The organism is Lacihabitans sp. LS3-19 (assembly GCF_024343575.1).
GTDB lineage: Bacteria > Bacteroidota > Bacteroidia > Cytophagales > Spirosomataceae > Leadbetterella.
This window is the reverse complement of the sequence record NZ_RJUA01000120.1, coordinates 32,053-52,755: the sequence shown is the minus strand read 5'-3', so window position 1 is coordinate 52,755 and position 20,703 is coordinate 32,053. Positions and strand designations below refer to the sequence as shown.

Genomic DNA, 20,703 nt, shown 5'->3' with positions numbered 1-20,703 from the left:
AATAGCCCCAAATCAAATTTGAGGCTAATTTTACTTATAAAGCTGCTTCTAATTTTTGAGCTAAAATATGCTTTGGCACTGCACCAACTATTTTGTCCACCATTTCTCCTTTTTTGAAAATCATTAAAGTAGGAATAGAACGTATACCTAAAGATGAAGGAGTAATGCTATTTGCATCTACGTCCATCTTACCCACAACTGCTTTGTCTAAATATTCTCCCGCTAATTCTTCTACAGTTGGTCCTATCATTTTACAAGGTCCACACCATTCTGCCCAAAAGTCCACTAAAACTGGTATTTCTGAATTTATTATATCTTTAAAGTTTGAATCGTTGATTTCAATTGCGTTAGCTGCCATTATTTTCTAAAAATTTTGGTAATTTAATAATTTATAAACCTAAAACGTACGAACAGTTTTAAATAGTTCCTGCATTTGATTTATAAATTTGAATTTATTCTTAAGAGTAAAAAAAAAGTACTTATATCATTATTTAACACTGATATTAAAAAAAAATGAGCCACTTAAAAGTTAAGTGGCTCATTTTTGAATTTTAAATTCTTATTTCATATTATCAGGATTCAACAAATCATAGAATTGATCTAATTTTGGCATCAAAATTATTCTTGTTCTACGGTTAATCGAGCGACCCTCCGAAGTATCATTAGAAGTCAAAGAATTATGCTCTCCTCTTCCAGCAGCAATTAATCTATTTGGATCTACACCAAACTTAGTTTGTAAAGTTCTAACTACTGAAGTGGCACGTTTTACGCTCAAATCCCAGTTGTCGTCTATACAATCAGTGCTAATTTTAACATTGTCAGTGTAACCTTCAACCATCATTTCCAAATCTGGTCTTGATTGTAAAAGTTTCGCTACTTTCTCTAAAACATTGTAGGCTTTTGGAGATATTTTATAGCTACCAGATGTAAATAACATTTTATCTGATAAATTGACCATAACAACCGTTTTGTCCACTTTTACTTCAATATCTGTATCATCCAAACCTTCGTTAAGAACAGATTTCAGGTTTACAGCTAGAGCCAAGTTCATAGAATCAGCCTTTGATTTAGCTGCTTGAAGTAATCCGATGTACTTATCTTTTTTCTCTAATTGAGAAAGTGTACGATTAATATTCTCATTTGCAGTCTGATTTAAAACAGTCAAACCTCCAACCTGCTGCATTTGAGTATCTCTTACTCTTTGTAGGTCGGTAATTTGAGCTCTTAAATCCTTCATTTGCTCTTCTCTTGAAGCTTGAGCAGCTTTGGCAGCAGCTTCTGCCCTTTCTTTTTCTTGCTCACAAGTAACTAGCTTGTTTTTGAAATCATTCACCATCTCTCCTCTTCTTTCTAAATCTGCTTTAGTAGCGGTTAGCTCAGTTTGAAGTCCAGCAAATTTTTTCTTTGAAACGCAAGATGAAAACGCAATTGTTGCTGCAAATACAATAATCACTCTTTTGGAAATACCCATAATATTATAATTTGATGTTTAAGGTGTTTAATCTATATACAAAAGTACATTTTTTAATAAAATCAAGCAAAATTTATTAATATTACTTATTAATAAATTGTCCATTAATTAAATATTTTAATTTATGAATAGGCTTATTATAAAAATAGATATTACAATTGAGCCTTTTATTGGAATCCATAAGAAAACAATCCCACAATTCTCTTGTATACAAAGACTTATACTTGTCATTTGGGAAATATTCCTCGTATTCATCTAACAATTCAAATACAATTTCAGGAGTTTTTACCCTAAAAACTTCACCCCAAACCTTGGATTTTTCATCACTTAAATCAGGTATGAACCCAGGATAATAATCGACCAAAAATAGTTTTCCGTAGGTGTAAGCCTCCCCCATAAATGTTAAATTCTTCTCCAATTCATTTTTAAATGGGTTTTCTGGAAACTTTCTCATTAAAGTACCATAAACAAAAAGATAAATTTCTTCCATTTTTTTTCACTCAAAACCTTCTAAATCTGCTTGCAGTTTCTTCGTAAGTCCTTTTTTTACTAACTCATAAGATTCAGAAATTAATTCACGTACTAAATCATTTTTGGTTGTAAAATCTATAAATAAATTGTTCCAGTGAACTTTATTCATGTGATATGCACCTACAATATTATTATTTCGTGCTCTTAAATCTATGTTTTTCTCCGGCGTATTCTTAACGCTCAAAACTAGGTTTTCAGTATCAAGAGGAAGTAAAAGAAACATTTTGCCCATTACTTTGAAAACCACTGTTGTAGGACCAAAGGTCATTTCTTCAGTAACACCTTTGAAGCTTAAGCAGTAATTTCGAATGTCCTCGATGTTCATTATCTAGTAGAATATCTGTAGATTATTACAATCAGTGCTATTAGTCCCATAATGATGGAAATTTTATTAATGCCATGCATCATTCTAAGGTTAGAACTTGTTGGGTATTTTCCTTCTGTATCTTTTTTAAATACTCTAACAAAATAGTCAAATACAGGTCCTATTTTTAAAATTGAAAGTAATCTTTCCATTGTATTTTTATTATAATTCTATTGCTTCTTTTTCTATCCATTTGCCATCTTCTTTGATGAGATTAATTAACTCATCTACAGCATTTTGTGAATTAATAGATCGCTTTACCACTTCCTGTCCTCGATATAGCGAAATTTTATCTTTTCCTATACCAACATAGCCATAATCGGCGTCTGCCATCTCTCCTGGGCCATTAACTATGCAACCCATTATTCCTATCTTTACTCCTTTTAGGTGGTCGGTGCGTTTTCTGATTAAGGCAGTTGTCTCTTGCAGGTCAAATAAAGTTCGTCCGCACGAGGGGCATGAAATATATTCAGTTTTTGAAATCCTTGTTCTTGCGGCCTGTAAAATACCAAACGCCAAACTATTCAATTCCTTATAATTATTATCTCCTGAGATCATGATTCCATCTCCAAAACCGTCTACAAACAATCCTCCTAAATCAGTAGAAGCAAATAATTGAGCATCTTCTAAACTGAAATTTGGATATTTATTTGCCAAAATCACAGGGTTTTTTATCTCATTTTCCTCTAAAACTTGAAAAGCTTTTCTTAAATCTAAATATGGATTTGGTCTATCGGACCTTAAAAGTATAACAAAATTTGATTGATTTTTTAATGTATTTAAGACAAAAGTATCGATTTCCCAAGTATTTATTTTTAGAAAATTTAAATTATCATGAAATATTTGGACTTCAACTAATTGATTTATAGCAAATAGTGGAAATTTATTTATTTTATCTGAATGATTATTCCATATTTCTGCATCTAATATTTCTTTCAAGCCATTCGGAAGCATAAAAGTTATAGGATCCTTTCCTGAATAAATATAGTCTACTCCTAAATCATTCATTTTCCATTTGTCTGGAAGAGGCAAATAATAATGCCCTATTTCCTTCAAATCTTCTACTTTTATATCTTTTTCGTTTGAAAAATCGGCAATAACTCTTGGTACATTCTGTTGTCCAATATTTCCTATTTCCTGAGTAATTCTTCTTTTGTATGAAAAAGGATCAAAACTAATTTGCTCAACCTCTGAAATTGTATAATTTTCAGAATTTGGAAGATATCTGTCGATTAATTTTCTAGCGACTGGCGACTCAAACTCTGGATCTTCGGTCAAACTAACTCTAACTGTATCGCCCAGACCATCTTCAAGCAAAGTACCAATACCCATGGAAGATTTTATACGACCATCTTCTCCTTCTCCGGCTTCTGTAACACCTAAATGTAAAGGATAAGGCTTCAGGCCTTCGTCTGACAATCGTTTGGCAAGTAATCTATAGGCCTGAACCATCACTTGCGGATTTGATGATTTCATAGAAAGCACTACATTGAAATAATTTTCGTCTTCACAGATTTTTAAAAATTCAAGTGCAGATTCCACCATTCCCATTGGTGTGTCACCATATCTACTCAAAATTCTATCTGAAAGGGACCCATGGTTTGTTCCAATCCGCATTGCGGTCCCATATTCTTTACAAATTTTAATTAATGGCAAAAAACGTTCTCTTATTCGTTCTAACTCAAGTCCATAACTTTGGTCTGAATAATCAATAACTTCAAATCGTTTTTTATCTGCATAATTTCCAGGGTTAATTCTAACTTTTTCAACAATCCTTGCTGCTAATTCGGCAGCATTTGGTGTAAAATGTATGTCAGCAACCAAAGGCGTTTCATATCCAGCCGCCCTAAGTCCATTTTTAATATTCTCTAAATTTTGAGCTTCTTTTACACTTGGTGCTGTGATTCTGACAATCTCACAACCGCTATTTATCATTCTTATTGCCTGATCTATAGAACCCTGTGTATCCATAGTATCTACTGTGGTCATTGATTGCACACGGATTGGAAAATCTGACCCGAGTCCAAGAGAGCCGACTTGAATTTGGTTTGTAATTCTCCGAGAATATTGCGTTAAGGATTGTCCGAAAGGAGATTTCATTAAAATGCTGCTATTTTTTTGTACAAAAGTAAACTTAAAAATCTTTTTGTGATTACAAAAACACAATTTGATTCTCATTCATAACACTTAAGAATGTTTTTCTGTTTAATTTTGCCATTGAAATGCAGAAAAATAATATAGATTTAACGGAAAAGCTACCAGTAATGGAAGCTTTTTATACTATTCAAGGTGAAGGTTTTCACAGTGGCAAAGCCGCGTATTTTATCCGTTTAGGCGGATGCGATGTGGGTTGTGTTTGGTGTGATGTAAAGGAGTCATGGGATTCTGAAGTCCATCCAAAAAACACCATTGAAGAAATCGTAAACTCTGCAAAAAATAATCCCGCGGATTTGATTGTAATAACAGGTGGTGAGCCTTTAATGTACAATTTGGACAATCTCACAAAGGCATTGAAAAACAACAACTTAAAGACAAATGTCGAAACTTCTGGTGCTCATCCACTAAGTGGAGACTGGGATTGGATCTGTTTTTCTCCAAAAAAATTCAAGGAGCCATTGCCTGAATTCTATGCTTCTGCAAACGAGTTGAAAGTCATTGTTTTCAATAAATCTGATTTTGCTTTTGCAGAAAAACACGCAAAAAAAGTCAATAAAGATTGCATATTGTATCTGCAACCAGAGTGGGACAAAAGAGATCAAATGATGCCTCTGATTGTTGATTTTATCAAAGAAAATCCAAAATGGAGAATAAGTATCCAAACTCACAAATATTTAGATATTCCATAATTACTTCTTTTTGCATTTAACTACCTGACTAAAGTCATCATTTTTCTTGACTTAAGCGTTTACTTTATGAAGGTGGATATGTTAGAATTGTATATAAATAACATGAGCATTTATTTGAAAAAATGCTCTAAACATTATAATACAATGGAAACATCTGATATTAAGTATGTATATTTCTTCGGTGGTGGAAAGGCCGATGGAAACGAATCAATGAAAAATCTTTTGGGTGGAAAAGGTGCAAACCTTGCCGAAATGGCTGGACACCCGAATTTAAAACTTCCAGTTCCTCCCGGATTTACTGTTACCACTGAAGTTTGCACTTATTTTTATGCAAATGGCAAGAAATACCCTGATATCTTAAAAAAACAAATTGGTGATGCCCTGTCTGAAATGGAAACATTGACGGGCAAAAAATTTGGTGATTTGCAAAATCCACTTTTAGTTTCGGTTCGTTCGGGAGCTCGTAAAAGCATGCCTGGAATGATGGAAACTGTGCTAAATGTTGGTTTGAATGACCAAACAATAAAAGGAGTTATAGCCCAAAGTGGCGATGAAAGATTTGCCTACGATGCCTACAGAAGGTTAATTATGATGTATGCCGACGTGGTAATGGAAAAAGGAGGTGGACTGGAAGTAAAACATAGTAAAGGAATTCGGAAGATTTTAGATGAAAAACTAGAGGCTATCAAACACGCTCACGGATATGCTAGTGATACTGATTTAACAGTAGAAGAATTGAAAGCATTGGTGGCAGATTATAAAAAAACTGTAAAAAAAGTACTTGGAATCGAATTCCCTGAGGATCCTGAAGAACAACTTTGGGGAGGAATGGGGGCAGTTTTCAGTAGTTGGATGGGTAAAAGGGCCATAGAATACCGAAGAATAGAACGAATACCAGAAGAATGGGGCACAGCAGTAAACGTTCAAGCCATGGTTTTTGGAAATTTAGGTAATGATTCCTGTACTGGAGTGGCTTTTACAAGAAACCCTGGTACTGGCGAAAATAAATTTTATGGAGAATTTCTGGTTAATGCTCAAGGAGAAGACGTAGTGGCCGGAATAAGGACTCCAGCTCCCGTAAATGAATATTCAAAAAATGCTCAGAGTCAGCAATTTGAATCTTTAGAAAAACTGATGCCAGTGCAGTATAAAGAGCTTTTTGAATATCAAAGTAGACTCGAAAGTCATTACCATGATATGCAAGATATAGAGTTTACGATAGAAAGAGGCAAATTGTATATGCTACAATGCAGAGTAGGAAAAAGAAACGGAGTAGCTGCTGTTAGAATGGCAACCGAGATGAATAAATCAGGCTTAATAGATGGAAAAGAGGCTATTATGAGAGTAAATCCAAACCAATTGATTGAGCTATTGCTGCCGATGTTAGATCCTACAATAGAAAAGATATCTACTATTATAGCCAAAGGACTACCAGCTGGTCCAGGAGGAGCTAAAGGCAGGGTGGTATTTTCATCAGAAGATGCTGTTGAATGGGCCTCTAAAGGCGAAAAGGTAATTTTGGTAAGAGAAGAAACCTCACCTGAAGATGTTGATGGAATGCATAAAGCTCAGGCTATTTTGACAACCAAAGGAGGAATGACCTCTCATGCAGCACTTGTGGCTCGTGGCTGGGGAAAATGCTGCATAGTAGGTTGCGGTGATTTAGAAATTAATACAGAAGCCAAAACCTTCAAAACCAAAAATGGTACACATATAAAAGAAGGTGATTGGATAAGTTTGAACGGCACAAAAGGTAATGTTTATGAAGGCAGCATGCCTTTGGTTGATATTGATATTGACAAAAATGAAGCTTATCGAGACTTAATGCTCCTGGTTGATAAATATAAAACCATTGGTGTTAGAGCCAATGCTGAAACACCAAACGATGCTATACATGCTTATAAATTTGGAGCTGAAGGTATCGGATTGTTTAGAACCGAACACATGTTTTATGGAGAAGGAAGCGAGCAGCCTTTGTTTTTACTTCGTAAAATGATAGTGAGCACCACAGAAGCTGAAAGAAGAGAGGCATTAGATGAACTTTTTGTGTTTGTTAAAAAAGACGTAAAAGAGACCCTAGAAGTAATGGACGGTCACCCAGTAACAATCAGATTACTTGATCCGCCGTTGCATGAGTTTGTACCTCATGATAGAGAAAAACTTTCTCAATTGGGTAAAGAATTGGGCATAAGAATGAGTGTTTTGCATCGAAGAGTTTTGGCTCTGCACGAAAACAACCCAATGCTCGGCCACAGAGGTGTTAGGCTTGGCGTAAGTTTTCCTGAAATTACTGAGATGCAAATCAAAGCAATTTTTGAAGCTACAGCGGAGCTTTTGGAAGAAGGCAAAAAACCTTTCCCAGAGATAATGATTCCTGTGACGTGTACAGTAAACGAACTTACTAATCAAAAAGAAATAGTCGATAGAGTGTATGAAGAGGTTTGTCAAAAACACCATATGAGTAAAATTCCATATTTGTATGGAACGATGATAGAGATACCAAGAGCTGCTCTTATGGCAGAAACTATGGCAACTGCGGCAGATTTCTTTAGTTTTGGCACCAATGATCTTACCCAAATGGGCTTTGGATTTAGTAGAGATGATATTGGAGGATTTTTGCCTAAATACCTTGATTTGAAGATTTTACCTGATGATCCATTTGTAACAATCGACCAAGAAGGAATAGGAGAATTGATAAAATTTGGTACCGAAAGAGGTAGAAAAACCAAACCAAACCTTAAAGTCGGTATATGTGGTGAACATGGCGGCGATCCCGAAAGTGTGAAATTCTGTCACAGGGTTGGAATGAATTATGTGAGTTGCTCCCCTTTCAGAGTTCCAATAGCTAGATTGGCAGCTGCACAAGCCGCTTTGGAATTTCCTCGAGGAAATTAATTATTTGTTTAAATTTTAAAATGCACCAGATATTGTTAATATTTGGGGTATTTTTTTTTGAAAATGGAATTAAGAAAAGCAAATAAAGACGAAATAAGTATAATTCAAGATATAGCCTATATAACTTGGCCAGTTGCATATGGGGATATTTTAAGCCAAGAAAAAATAGATTATATGTTAGGGATGATGTATTCTACAGAAGCCTTGACAGAACAAATGGACAATGGTCATATATTCTTGATTATTAATGAGAATAATAAAGATTTAGGTTTTGTTTCTTTTGAAAATAATTATTCAAAAAGCTCCAAGACCAAGATTCAAAAAATATATATATTGCCAGAAGCTCAAGGCAAAGGCGTTGGTCGGTTATTAATAAATGAAGCAGAAAAACTTAGCAAAGATATAGGCAACACCATGCTTTTTTTAAATGTAAACAGACATAATAAAGCCCAGTTTATGTATCAAAAACTGGGCTTTGAAATATCAAAATCTGAAGATGTAGATATTGGGAACGGATTTTTTATGAATGATTATGTGATGGAAAAGGTGATCGAATAGGGATAATGTTCCTATTTTTAACAGCCTTGGTTGCCAAAAAAGAAAATCAATTCTTGAGCAACTGGTTCACCAAGAGCATTTCTAGCTGGATTCCATTTTCCGGGTGAATTGTTAAGTAATTTCAACAATTTATCGTCTAATGTTTTTAGTTTTGATTCATTATCTATTTTGAGATTTGCGATTTCGCCATCTTCCTTAACTACAAAACTAATTCTACCAGAGCCTATTTTATCTTTCTTAATATTCTGGGTTTCTGATACCGTATTTTTCCTTATGAAATCTATAAACGCCTCTTTTCCAAGACTGTATTCAGCTACTTTTTCAGGTACTATCGTTAGATAATGAGTCAAAAGTCTTGTTACATTTTTGCCAGTATTCGGATTTTCCTTTTTGATGAGAATTTTCAGCAAAACATTGTCTTGATAATCAAGAGATTTTAAAAGCTTTATTTGAGATTCGTTTAGACTATTATTTTCTGCATCTTCACTTTTGAAAGGCAACATATCCTCCTTCAATTTTGCTATTGAAGTTGAAGAAATATTCTCAGAACTTTCGTTGGCTATTTTCGAAAAAGTATCTAAAAAAGTAGTTGGGTTCGATAATTTATCTTTTGAAACGGTCAATTTAAATCTTGACTCTACATTGTAATATATGGCATTGTCTAAAGTCTTAAAAAGATATTTATCAAAAAAGACGGAGTTTTGAGGATTTTGAGGATTTAAATCAAAATTTTGGGTTGAATTCCATTTTTTGTAAGTAAAAGCCGAAATGCTTATAAATGCTATTAAAGTGCTAAAAATGATAATGTTCTTTTTCATATTTTATTATTTATATCCAAATGTATTCTCTCAAATTGAGAAACTATATTTTTAAATGTAAAATAATGTAAAAGAGATGTAAAACGTTGTTTTTAGCAGATATACACTGTTTTTTAGAAGGTATTTCTAAGATTTTTTCTTTTATTTCAAGTTTAAAAATCTAGCGATTTTGTCTTTTAAAACAGTATTTATTCTATTGTAAGACTCAAAAGTCCAGCCAGCGATATGCGGCGTAAGAATTACATTGTCTTGGTTTTTTAAATAATCAAAGGAGATTTTTTGATCCTCCGAAAGTTTATTTAATTTTTCGTTTTCCAATACGTCCAAACATGCACCTTTAACTTTACCTGATTTTAGAGCATCAACCAAATCTTTCTGTACAACCAACTCTCCTCTCGCCACATTACAGAAATAAATATTCTTCTCAAACCGTTCAAAAAATGTTTGGTCAAACATTTTGTTGGTTTCTGTTGTCAACGGAATATGTATACTTAAAATATCTGCATCTCTATAAATTTCGTTCATGGTTGATTCAGTAACAAATTGATTACCAAATCCATACCTGTATTTATCGTAAGCTAAAATTCTACAACCAAAAGCAATTAGTCGACTTGCGGTAGCTTCTCCGTTATTTCCATAGCCTATTATTCCGACAGTTTTACCAAACAATTCTTCTCCCCTATTTTCTTCCCTTTTCCAAAGGCTGTTTTTTATTTCAGTATTGCTTTTCAAAATATTATTGAAAAGACAAAGAAGCATACCTATTAGATGTTCAGCCACAGCAATTCTGTTTCCTTCGTTTGCCGCAAAAATCTCAATGTTTCTTTTTTTGCAGGCTTCAATATCTATTAAATCTAGACCAGCTCCTGCTCTGCCAATAAACCTTAATTTTGGTGCGTTTTGTAGGAAATTTTCATCTATAAAAAACTTACTCCTGATTATAAGCCCTTCATAGTCAGCTACTTTTTCCAAAACATCAGATTGAGCGATATTAGGAAAATAATCTACTTCAAGGCCTAATTCTTCGGGCATGTGCACAATAGACTCGTGCATTTCATCTACAATTAATACTTTCATTCTCTCTCTATCAATGCCATATAAAACCCGTCAAATCCGTCTTTAGCGGGTGATAACTTCTTTTCAGTAACGAGTTTATACTCAGGATTATTTGATAAAAACTTCTCTACTTGTTTTTCGTTTTCTGAAGGTAAAATCGAGCAAGTTGCGTAAACCATTTTACCACCATGTTTTAATATTTTCGAATAATTTTCTAAAATATTGGCTTGTACAGCTTGAATTTCAGTTAAAAATTCCTCTTTTAGCTTCCATTTTGCATCTGGATTTCTTTTCAATACGCCCAAACCCGAACAAGGAACATCCAATAATAATCTATCGGCAGTTTCTTTTAGTCGCTTTATAGTTTTTGACTCAATTAATCTTGTTTCAATATTACTCAGGCCATTTCTTTTTGCTCTGGATTTTAACTCTACAAGTTTATGTTCTTCCACATCAAGTGCAATAATCCTACCTTTATTGTTCATAATATTGGCCATGTGGAGGGTTTTTCCACCTGCACCAGCACACGCGTCTATTACACGTTGTTCTGGTTGAATATCCAAAAGCACAGAAATCATCTGAGAACCAGCATCTTGCACTTCAAAAAAACCTTTCCTGAACTCTTCCAATGAAAAAACATTCATCCTTTTTACCAATCTGAGGGCACTTTCAACGCCTTCAACCTCTGCAACTTCAACATCTTTTGTTTTTAAAAGAGCAATTAATTCAGTTTTAGAAATTTTTGTAGTATTTACACGTAGATATACTTCCGCTTGTTGGCTTAAAGCTTCTAATTCCTTATCCCAATTTTCTCCTATTTCTTTAGATATATAAGCATCCATCCAATCAGGCACCGAATAAAAAACTTTTCTGTCTTTTTCTGCCTCTTGTTTTTTTGCTAATATGCTTTCTGCATCTATTTTTTCAAATAGTGGACTATTGCTAATATCGTAACCTTTGATTATCAGCCAAATGCCGATGATTTCTCTGTAAGTTCCAGCCCTTTGGTTATCAACATCATCTCGACCTGCCAAAAAATTCACTAAACGCCAATTACGGACAATCTCATACGTATTTTCGGCTATAAAACCTCTATCTCTTGAGCCCCATTTTGGGTTAGATTTTAAAATACCGGCTATTGCTTTGTCAGCTTTTCTATTTTCAATAAATATCTCCACCAAAGCTTTTTCGACAGCTTCTATCAATGGAGGAAATAATTTCACTACTTTTATCATTCTAAAAATTTTCACAAAAATACCGATAATAAGCTGTTTTATTTTGCTTAAATTCAAAAAATGATTTTGAAGCCTCTGATTTCACACTTAAATTTGTTAAAACATAAACCCTATGATTTCTAAAAAAGCCAAATATGCATTTAAAGCACTAACGCGTCTTGCTGAAGGTTTTGAGACACATAAGCCTTTGTTAATAAGTGAGATATCAGAAAAAGAAAATATTCCAAAGAAATTTCTGGAAGCTATATTGTTGGAATTGAGAAACAATGGAATTTTACAAAGCCAAAAAGGAAAAGGTGGCGGATATTTGTTAAGAACTGAACCTAAAGATGTGAGTTTAGCAAAAATAATAAGGATAATAGATGGTCCAATTGCACCGGTTCTTTGTGTATCTTTGAACTTTTACGGCAAATGTGACGATTGCAACAGTGAAGAAAAATGTAAAATTAGGCCTTTTATGACGCAGCTACGAGACGCCAACCTTGCAGTTTATGAAAATACTACATTAAAAGATCTTTTAGATAATGTTTGAAAGCAAAAATCCAGTAAATGGAGAAATAATTGCCAGATTCGAAAAAAATGAGCACCCAGAAAAAACAATTAAATCAGCTGAATTGGCTTTTTTAGATTGGAGCAATACTTCATTAGCAGAAAGAATAAAACTTATTGAAAATTTAGCTGATGTTTTAGAAAACAAAAAAGTAGAATTTGCAAAAGATGTAAGTCTTGAAATGGGCAAAAGATATAAAGATGCTATTGCCGAAATTGAAAAATGTGCAAAAACTGCTAAATATTATGGAACTGCTGTAGAGGATATGTTGGAACCTAAAAAAGTCAATAATTATGCCCACAAAGCATATTATCGCTCTGAACCTACCGGCGGAATATTTGCGATAATGCCTTGGAATTTTCCTTTTTGGCAGGTGATGAGATTTGCTATTCCGACCATATTAAGTGGAAATGTCGTTTTACTTAAACACGCTCCGAACGTCTTTATTTCTGCGGATAACATCAAAAATGCATTTGAATTGGCAGGATTCCCAAAAGGAGTTTTTAGTTTATTAAATATTGATATTGACCAAGTTGAAGACGTTATATCACATAATTTCATCAAAGGAGTAACTTTAACTGGAAGTAATATTGCAGGTTCTTCTGTGGGTGCTTTGGCAGGAAAACACCTTAAAAAGTCAGTTTTGGAATTAGGAGGTTCTGACCCATTTATAGTTTTGAAAGATGCTGATATTAAAGAAGCAGCCTTTTGGGCGGTTAAATCACGTTTTCAAAATGCTGGACAAACCTGCATAGCTGCCAAAAGATGGATAGTCGAAGAAGAAGTTTACGATGTATTTATGCTTGAAATATTGACCTTGATAAGTAATATTTCTACGGGAGATCCTTTTGATGATTCTATGACTTATGGACCAATGGCAAGGCTGGAATTGGCGGAAAAAGTAGAATGCCAATTGGCTGATTTAGAGCATTTAGGTGCTACTCCAATAGTTAAAGGAAAACGAAATGGATGTTTTTTCAGCCCTTCGCTTTATCAACTTTCAAAAGAAATTTCAGTACAATTTGTAGAGGAATTATTTGGTCCGGTTGCTTGTATCATCAAAGCTGAAAATGAATTGGAAGCCATTGAAATTGCCAATGAGACCTGTTTTGGCTTGGGAGCGAGTATTTGGACGCAGGAAATTGAAAAAGGAGAGATTTTGATGCAGCAGTTAAAAGCAGGATCTGTTTTCCTCAATTCTATGGTTAAATCTGATGTGAGTATGCCATTTGGAGGAATTGGAAACTCAGGATATGGACGTGAACTAGGCGTATATGGACTACAGGAATTTTGTAATGTCAAATCATATATTATTGAAAAATAACTATATTTGAAAAACTAAGTTTGTATTAAACTCTAAAATATTAATAATTAAACCTCTAACAAAATTATGGAGAATCTTAGACCGACCTTTTTGACTGTGCTGTGTGTGCTCACATTTTTAGGAAGTGCGTTTGGAATATACAGTGCAATAACAAATTACACTGCAGCTGGTATGGCTACAGGTATCACGCAAGATGCTTTAGAAGAAGCCAAAGATCAAATGGACGAAGCTGCAAAAGACGAAAAATCAGCTGAATTGGTAGGAAAAATAATGGATTCGGTTTCTGCTGATATTTCAGAAGATAAAATTAAAAACAATGCTATTGCAAGTGGCATCGCTAATTTGTTGACTTTAGTTGGTGCAATATTAATGTGGGGTTTAGATAAAAAAGGTTTTTACCTATATGTTTTAGGAGTGATAGTAGCAGTTGTAGCTCCATTAATGATTTATGATGGTTTTCTTGGATTTATTGGCAGTGGAATGATAGCCTTTATGGGAATAATATTTTCTGTTTTATATTTTCTTAATGTAAAACACATGAGATAAACTCAATATAAAACAATCAAAAAAAAGCCTATTTGATAGGCTTTTTTTATTTCTAAAAAATGGCTAAAATTCTTTCTTTTTCTGAATTATTAAGTGAAAACTTTAAACATACGCCAACTGTTGGCCAAAAACGGCTTTTTAGTTTATTGGAGCAGTTTATTTTAGAAGAAGATGAAAGAACTGCTTTTGTGTTAAAAGGGTATGCGGGTACTGGAAAAACCACAATCCTAAGCACATTTATTAAAGTTTTGCCTCAATTTGGCTGGAAATATGCCTTGCTCGCTCCGACTGGCAGAGCCGCAAAAGTTATGAGCAATTACACAGGTTCTAAAGCTCAAACAATTCACAGAAAAATATATAAACAAAAAGAAGATGGAGCCTCTGGAAATTTACTATTCGAGCTCCAACCCAACAAAGAAGAAGGGACGATTTACATAGTAGATGAAGCCTCGATGATTTCTGACACGCGTGAGTTTGGGAGCCACGGACTTCTACATGATTTAGTGAACTTTGTATTTGATGGTACAGAAAACAAGCTATTATTGCTTGGAGATGTGGCTCAGTTGCCTCCTGTAGGTATGTCTTTGAGTCCAGCATTGGATGTGGATCATATTGAGAACTTCTACCATACTAAGGTTTTTACCACTACTTTAAAAGATGTAATGCGACAAGAAGCCAATTCTGGAATTCTCGAAAATGCAACGCTTTTAAGAAATCAATTGGATAATGAAAAACCTGAAATTCAGATGATAACCAGAGGTTTTAGGGATATTTTCAAAATGACAGGCGAAAAACTTGAAGATGGTATAAGGTATGCCTACGATAAATACGGCGTTGAAAATACCATAATCTTGACACGGTCAAATCGCAATGCGGTTTTATATAACAGATTGATTAGAAACCAGATAAATTATTCTGACTCTGAACTTGACGTAGGTGATATATTGATGGTGGTAAAAAACAATTACTCGGTTTTGGGTGAAGATTCGGAAGCGGGATTTATTGCTAATGGAGAGTTTGCGACAGTAAAACGAATGGGCAGAGAAGAAGAAATGCATGGTTTCCGTTTTCAGAACGTAACGCTTCAACTGGTAGATTATCCTGACGAACAGCCTTTTGAGACTTTGATATTTTTGGATACATTGTATTCTAATTCGCCAAGTCTTAGTCAAGAAGAAAACAAGAAACTATACGAGAGCGTTTTGCAAGACTATTATTGGGTAAAATCGAAAGCAGATCGCAAGAAAAGAATGCGAGAAGACAAATATATGAACGCCTTGCAGGTGAAGTTTGCATACGCTCTAACTTGCCACAAAGCCCAAGGAGGGCAATGGGATGCTGTTTTTATTGACGCATTGTATTTGCCCAATAACGAAATTGACGCTGAAATAGTCCGATGGCTTTACACAGCGATTACAAGAGGTATTCGTGAAGTTTTTTTCGTAAATTTCCAACCTGCTTTTTTCTTAGAAAATAAAACATAAGCTAAAATGTCGAAATTAAAATCAAAAAATAGGCCTAAATTCCCCAAGCATGAGGTTTTTTCATCGGCCGGAACGAATCATTATATTGGCAAAGAGATTCTAGGTAAAAGTGAAGTTCGGCTTTTAGAGTATAATGAAGAGGCGGTTTTGATAACTGAAAATATTGACGTAGATAGGATAAAAAGCTATTTTACCGAAGGTAAAAACCATTGGGTAGACATGGAGGGAATTCATAATATCCAAGTAGTAGATAAAATTGGGCAAACTTTTAGCCTCCATCCGCTAATAATTGAGGACATATTAAATACGACCCAAAAACCCAAATTGGATTTTTTCGAAAAGCAGAATCTCTTATTTCTAATATTGAAGGTTCCTAGAAAAAATGAACAATCTCAAGATATTGAAACAGAACATGTAGCTATTATTTTAGGCGACGGATTTATTTTGACGTTTCAAGAACTGGACAATACAAATGTTTTTTCTCCAATTTTAGAAAGACTAAATAGGGCTTATAGTAAAACCAAAAAGAATAAATTAGATTATTTATTATACTCCTTTATCGATATTGTAGTAGATAATTTTTATTTAGTACTGGCCAATACCGAAGAACAAATTGAGCATCTTGGAGATCAAATATTATTAAATGCACAATCCATTCATCAAAATCAATTGTTCTATTTAAAGCGTGAAATTTCTTATCTAAAAAAAGCCTTGTACCCTTTACGAGAGATTGTAAATCAGCTGATTAGAGATGAAAACAATAGAATAACACCTGAGACTAAAGTTTACCTTAGAGACGTTCACGATCATGTAATAGAAAACTTGGACACAATAGAAACATTCAGAGACGAAATTGAAAATTTACTATCCAACTATCATTCGCAATTGAGCAACAGGATGAACTCCGTGATGAAAACCCTGACTGTTTTTACCGCTATTTTTATGCCACTAACCTTCATCGCGGGCCTTTACGGCATGAATTTTAGAAATATGCCAGAGCTACAAATGCAAAACGGTTATTTCTTCACTTTGGGAGCTATGTTTCTAATAGCCATTGCCTTATGGATATATTTTCAATGGAAGAAGTATATTTGAGATAAATTCTAAATTTTTTTTAGTTTTGTTAAAAGTATTTGGAATATGACTAAAATAATATTGAAAGAAGATATCGGAAAAATTAAGTTAAAAGCTTTGATGGATTTTTTAAAAAAAGAAGACATTGAAGCTAAAATTGAAGTTGATTCCACTAAAATTCAAAAGATAAAAAGCAAAGATGGATTCCCAATTACTATTGGTTTGTGGAATGACTATGAAATAGATGGTTCAACTCTACGCAAAAAGGCTTGGAATCTGAAATTATGATTTTATTTGATACCAATATTCTAATCTAGATTTACAGAAGCAATCAATATATAACAAAAATTGCTAAAAATATAGGGTCAGATAATTTTGCCATTTCTGATGTAACAATTGCGGAATTACTTTATGGTGCACGCAATCAACAAGAATTAAAAACATTAAGAAAGGATTTGAATAATATAAATTCGATTCGAATAAACGAATTAATTTCCGAATTATCTATTCAACTTATCGATAAATATTCATTATCCCATAATTTAAACCTCCCAGATAGTTTAATTGCGGCAACTTCCATTTTAAATGAAATGGAGTTCTTTACCCTAAACATAAAGGATTTTAAATTTATTGAAGGAATTAAACTTTATCAATTCACCCCACCTCCTCAGCATTAAAACCAATTCTTTTCAGTTTATTGATAATCTCCGAAGGAGAAACTGAAGTGTTTGAAACTTCAAGAATTTTTGCGGGATTATCAGTGTCAACTTTCCAAGCGTCTGATCCTACTAGGGTGTCTAGTGTATTTTTAACTTTTGCTATGCAATTCTGACAATTAATATTTGATTTGAATTTCATTTTGTTTGTTGTTTTATTTCGAATACCTATTTTAATTGGAACACAGATGACACAGATTAGACATGATTTTCACTATAATAATTTGAGCCACGGCTTTAAGGACTTTGCTAAATTTGCGTCATCAAAGATTTAAATTTGATAAAAAATCTGTGTTGATCTGTTCAATCCGTGTTATCTGTGTTCTAAATTAACATATTATTTTTTTTTAATTTTAATCTTAATTCCCACGTACGAAGGAAATATCCATCGCACAGCGAGATTTTTTATGGAACACAGATGACACTTATTAGACATGATTTTCACTGATATAATTTGAGCCACGGCTTTAAGGACTTTGCTAAATTTACGTCATCTAAGATTTAAATTTGATAAAAAATCTGTGATCATCTGTTCAATCCGTGTTATCTGTGTTCTAAATTAACCTATTATTTTTTTTAATTTTAATCTTAATTCCCTCGTACGAAGGAAATATCCAACGCACAGTGAGATTTTTTATGGAACACAGATGACACAGATTAGACATGATTTTCACTGATATAATTTAAGCTACGGCCTTAAGAATTTTGCTAAATCTGCGTCATCTAAGATTTAAATTTGATAAAAAATCTGTGTTGATCTGTTCAATCCGTGTTATCTGTGTTCTAAATTAATCAATTATATTTTTTTAAATTTTAACCTTAAACTATTGCTTACTACAGTTATTGAACTCATGGCCATGGCTGCACTGGCTACCATAGGTTGCATCATAAAGCCCAAACTGTAAAACAATGCTCCTGAGGCAACAGGAATAGCCAAAACATTGTAAAAGAATGCCCAAAACAAATTTTGGTTTATTACAGCACTCGTATTTTTTGACAAAGTAATGGCTTTTTTTACTCTTGACAAATCATGCCCCAAAATCGTAATGTCAGCTATCTCTTTCGCTACGTCTGAGCCATCGCTCATAGCTATCGAAACATCAGCTGAGGTAAATGCTACGGTGTCGTTTATACCGTCGCCCACCATTCCCACTACTTTACCTTCTGTTTTTAATTTGTCAATATATTCTGCTTTTTGTTCAGGAAGTAAATCTCCTATAAAATGCTTAATATTTAAAGATTTGGCTAGTTTTTCAACAGCTTTACTATTATCACCTGACAATAAATGTATTTCAATACCACTGTTTTGGATTTCCAAAATATCCTTTTCAATACCCGGTTTTAAATCATCACCAATCTCTATAATTGAAAGCAAAGACGTAGAATTGGCAAAAAGTACAATTGAATTTCCATTTTCTGTTATTTTCGCTAAATCCTTTTCTTGTTTTTGATTTAAAAGGATTTTGTTTTCTTTTAGCCAAGCGATATTTCCTACAAAATAGTTCTCATTTTCAAAGGTCGTTTTTAATCCTTTTCCCGGGAAATTTTCGGTTTTTCCTAAAACTATATTTGTTTTCAAATTATAATACTTAACAATAGCTTGAGCCAAAGGATGTGTTGAATTTTGTTCGATCGCTACCAAAATTTCTTTTTCATCGGAATATTCTATTTCGCTTAACACCAAAGGTTTACCTTGAGTAATGGTACCGGTTTTATCCAATGTCAAATCACTTACTTTTCCGGCTCTTTCGAGGGATTCAGCATTTTTTATCAGGATTCCATTTTGTGCTCCTTTGCCTATGCCCACCATGAGAGCTGTGGGAGTTGCCAAACCCATAGCACAAGGACATGCCACTACCAAAACCGTGATAAAAGTCAAAATAGCCATGTTCTGGTTACCAAAAGCAAAATACCAGACCAAAAAGCTCAAAATAGCTACGCCAATTACCAGAGGCACAAATACCTTTGATATTTTATCTACTTTTTTTTGTATTGGAGCTTTAGTTGAAAGTGCAGTCTCTACTTTCTCAATAATACTTGCCAAGTAAGTTTCTGAAAATATTTTAGAGGTTTCAAAGTCTAAGACACCTTCTATATTTATCGTTCCTGCAAATACAGTATCTCCTACCGACTTGGTCTTTGGTAAAGGTTCTCCAGTGATCATGCTCTCATTTACACTCGATTCGCCTTTTATAATTATACCATCCAAAGGTATTTTTTCACCTGCCAAAACTCTTACAATCTCTTTGTTTTCAACTTCTTCTATTTCTTTTTCACTGACCTCTCCATCTTTAATTACTCTAACACTTTTGGCATTGAGATCCATTAATTTTTTGATACCATCTGAGGCCCTGTTTTTTGCGGTGTCTTCGAGATATTTACCCAAAAGCACAAAAAATACAACTATTCCGGCAGACTCAAAGTATATCTGAGCATGTTGATGTTGATGCAGCAAATCGGGGAATAAAATATTAACAACACTAAAAATATAGGCAACGCCAATACTTAATGCTACCAAAGTGTCCATATTGGAGTCAAATTTATTGAGTCTTTGCCATGCATTAACAAAAAAATGTCTGCCAAAATAAAATACCAAAGGCGTACTCAAAGCCCACATGATATATTGTCCTGGTTTCCAATCCATAAAAAACATACCAATAGCAAAAAGCGGCAATGCGAAAATACCCGATAATATCAAATCACGTTTTTGAATCTTGAATTTTTCTTCATTGACTTTATCGAAATTTTTATCCAGAACCAATTCAAAACCTATTTCAGCTAAACTACTTTTGAATTCCTCAGGATTTGTGAGGGCAGGTAAATATTCAGCAGTCACCGAATGATTGGGATAGTTGGCAGAAGAAGAAATTACGCCATCGACGTATTTTAGGATCGTTTCGGCACTGTTTGCACAGGAAGCACAGCTATAGCCCAAAACTTTAAAAGTTTTTCTGGTAGTTTCAACCACAATTTCGTTGAATTTTAATAGTTCAATTGCTTCTGGAAGAACTTCGGAAAGATCATCCGAAAAAATTCTAAGTCCATCTTTTTCAAGTTTTAAATTTTCCTTAGTAAAAAACGGCAGATGCTGAAGTTTTTCTAGTTCAGTTTTTTTTACATCCTCTTCAAACTCAATAAAATAGCTTTTCATTATTATTTTTTGTGATAAACCATTTTTGATTTACTCACAATTTAGAAGACCTCGTGTAAACAAAAAAGGCAGCAAAACATATAA

Annotated in this window: 21 protein-coding genes; 10 read left to right on the top strand and 11 right to left on the bottom strand. The window is 33.7% G+C overall.

The features are described from left to right. Positions 1-34 precede the first annotated feature (34 nt). From trxA to ispG, 6 genes are all read right to left on the bottom strand, one after another. Complete coding sequence (gene trxA / locus EGI22_RS17825) at positions 35-358, bottom strand: thioredoxin (protein ID WP_255069794.1); 324 nt, start codon at positions 356-358, stop codon at positions 35-37. A gap of 201 nt (positions 359-559) precedes the next feature. Then, positions 560-1,471: an OmpA family protein gene (locus tag EGI22_RS17820; RefSeq protein ID WP_255069793.1), complete on the bottom strand. Its 912-nt coding sequence runs from the start codon at positions 1,469-1,471 to the stop codon at positions 560-562. An 82-nt stretch (positions 1,472-1,553) separates the two neighbouring features. Beyond that, positions 1,554-1,961, bottom strand: coding sequence for a gamma-glutamylcyclotransferase (locus EGI22_RS17815; protein WP_255069792.1), 408 nt, complete (start codon positions 1,959-1,961; stop codon positions 1,554-1,556). Between the two features lie 6 nt (positions 1,962-1,967). Next, positions 1,968-2,327: an MmcQ/YjbR family DNA-binding protein gene (locus EGI22_RS17810; protein ID WP_255069790.1), complete on the bottom strand. Its 360-nt coding sequence runs from the start codon at positions 2,325-2,327 to the stop codon at positions 1,968-1,970. After that, a complete protein-coding gene (locus EGI22_RS17805) occupies positions 2,327-2,518 on the bottom strand; it encodes a DUF6728 family protein (RefSeq protein ID WP_255069789.1) in 192 nt (63 codons plus the stop codon). Before EGI22_RS17805 ends, EGI22_RS17810 begins: the two co-directional genes overlap by 1 nt. A 10-nt stretch (positions 2,519-2,528) precedes the next feature. Further along, positions 2,529-4,466, bottom strand: a complete 1,938-nt coding sequence (gene ispG, locus EGI22_RS17800; RefSeq protein WP_255069788.1) for a (E)-4-hydroxy-3-methylbut-2-enyl-diphosphate synthase — start codon at positions 4,464-4,466, stop codon at positions 2,529-2,531. Positions 4,467-4,588: 122 nt separating this feature from the next. On the opposite strand from ispG, the gene EGI22_RS17795 reads away from it, so the two are divergent. From EGI22_RS17795 to EGI22_RS17785, 3 genes are all read left to right on the top strand, one after another. Continuing rightward, positions 4,589-5,212 carry a 7-carboxy-7-deazaguanine synthase QueE gene (locus EGI22_RS17795; protein WP_255069787.1) on the top strand — a complete coding sequence of 208 codons (624 nt, stop codon included), beginning with the start codon at positions 4,589-4,591 and terminating at the stop codon, positions 5,210-5,212. Positions 5,213-5,356: 144 nt separating this feature from the next. Continuing rightward, a complete protein-coding gene (ppdK, locus tag EGI22_RS17790) occupies positions 5,357-8,107 on the top strand; it encodes a pyruvate, phosphate dikinase (protein WP_255069786.1) in 2,751 nt (916 codons plus the stop codon). A gap of 63 nt (positions 8,108-8,170) precedes the next feature. Continuing rightward, positions 8,171-8,665: a GNAT family N-acetyltransferase gene (locus EGI22_RS17785; protein WP_255069785.1), complete on the top strand. Its 495-nt coding sequence runs from the start codon at positions 8,171-8,173 to the stop codon at positions 8,663-8,665. A 17-nt stretch (positions 8,666-8,682) separates the two neighbouring features. On the opposite strand, the gene EGI22_RS17780 is transcribed toward EGI22_RS17785, so the two are convergent. The 3 genes from EGI22_RS17780 to EGI22_RS17770 all read right to left on the bottom strand — a co-directional run bounded on the left by EGI22_RS17780 (position 8,683) and on the right by EGI22_RS17770 (position 11,774). Continuing rightward, positions 8,683-9,483: a hypothetical protein gene (locus tag EGI22_RS17780; protein WP_255069784.1), complete on the bottom strand. Its 801-nt coding sequence runs from the start codon at positions 9,481-9,483 to the stop codon at positions 8,683-8,685. A 141-nt stretch (positions 9,484-9,624) separates the two neighbouring features. Beyond that, on the bottom strand, positions 9,625-10,560 hold the full coding sequence (locus EGI22_RS17775; RefSeq protein WP_255069783.1) for an NAD(P)-dependent oxidoreductase: 936 nt from the start codon (positions 10,558-10,560) through the stop codon (positions 9,625-9,627). After that, on the bottom strand, positions 10,557-11,774 hold the full coding sequence (locus EGI22_RS17770) for an RsmB/NOP family class I SAM-dependent RNA methyltransferase (RefSeq protein WP_255069782.1): 1,218 nt from the start codon (positions 11,772-11,774) through the stop codon (positions 10,557-10,559). Before EGI22_RS17770 ends, EGI22_RS17775 begins: the two co-directional genes overlap by 4 nt. 112 nt (positions 11,775-11,886) lie before the next feature. Between EGI22_RS17770 and EGI22_RS17765 the strand changes: the two genes are divergently transcribed. The 7 genes from EGI22_RS17765 to EGI22_RS24175 all read left to right on the top strand — a co-directional run bounded on the left by EGI22_RS17765 (position 11,887) and on the right by EGI22_RS24175 (position 17,429). Continuing rightward, entirely contained in the window at positions 11,887-12,306 is a 420-nt protein-coding gene (locus EGI22_RS17765) for an Rrf2 family transcriptional regulator (RefSeq protein WP_255069781.1), read from the top strand. Next, positions 12,299-13,648 carry an aldehyde dehydrogenase family protein gene (locus tag EGI22_RS17760; RefSeq protein ID WP_255069780.1) on the top strand — a complete coding sequence of 450 codons (1,350 nt, stop codon included), beginning with the start codon at positions 12,299-12,301 and terminating at the stop codon, positions 13,646-13,648. The genes EGI22_RS17765 and EGI22_RS17760 overlap by 8 nt, the downstream gene beginning before the upstream one ends. Before the next feature lie 66 nt (positions 13,649-13,714). Beyond that, positions 13,715-14,194 carry a hypothetical protein gene (locus EGI22_RS17755; RefSeq protein WP_255069779.1) on the top strand — a complete coding sequence of 160 codons (480 nt, stop codon included), beginning with the start codon at positions 13,715-13,717 and terminating at the stop codon, positions 14,192-14,194. Positions 14,195-14,253: 59 nt separating this feature from the next. Further along, positions 14,254-15,678, top strand: coding sequence for an ATP-dependent RecD-like DNA helicase (locus EGI22_RS17750; RefSeq protein WP_255069778.1), 1,425 nt, complete (start codon positions 14,254-14,256; stop codon positions 15,676-15,678). Between the two features lie 6 nt (positions 15,679-15,684). After that, entirely contained in the window at positions 15,685-16,773 is a 1,089-nt protein-coding gene (gene corA, locus EGI22_RS17745) for a magnesium/cobalt transporter CorA (protein WP_255069777.1), read from the top strand. 45 nt (positions 16,774-16,818) lie between these two features. Beyond that, a complete protein-coding gene (locus EGI22_RS17740) occupies positions 16,819-17,040 on the top strand; it encodes a hypothetical protein (protein WP_255069776.1) in 222 nt (73 codons plus the stop codon). Positions 17,041-17,069: 29 nt separating this feature from the next. Further along, entirely contained in the window at positions 17,070-17,429 is a 360-nt protein-coding gene (locus tag EGI22_RS24175; RefSeq protein WP_369010883.1) for a type II toxin-antitoxin system VapC family toxin, read from the top strand. Here EGI22_RS24175 and EGI22_RS17735 read toward each other — a convergent pair. Further along, positions 17,407-17,610, bottom strand: coding sequence for a heavy-metal-associated domain-containing protein (locus tag EGI22_RS17735; protein ID WP_255069775.1), 204 nt, complete (start codon positions 17,608-17,610; stop codon positions 17,407-17,409). The genes EGI22_RS24175 and EGI22_RS17735 overlap by 23 nt on opposite strands. Positions 17,611-18,264: 654 nt before the next feature. Continuing rightward, positions 18,265-20,619 (bottom strand): cation-translocating P-type ATPase, encoded by a 2,355-nt coding sequence (locus EGI22_RS17730; RefSeq protein WP_255069774.1) that lies wholly within the window; start codon positions 20,617-20,619, stop codon positions 18,265-18,267. Positions 20,620-20,703 lie beyond the last annotated feature (84 nt).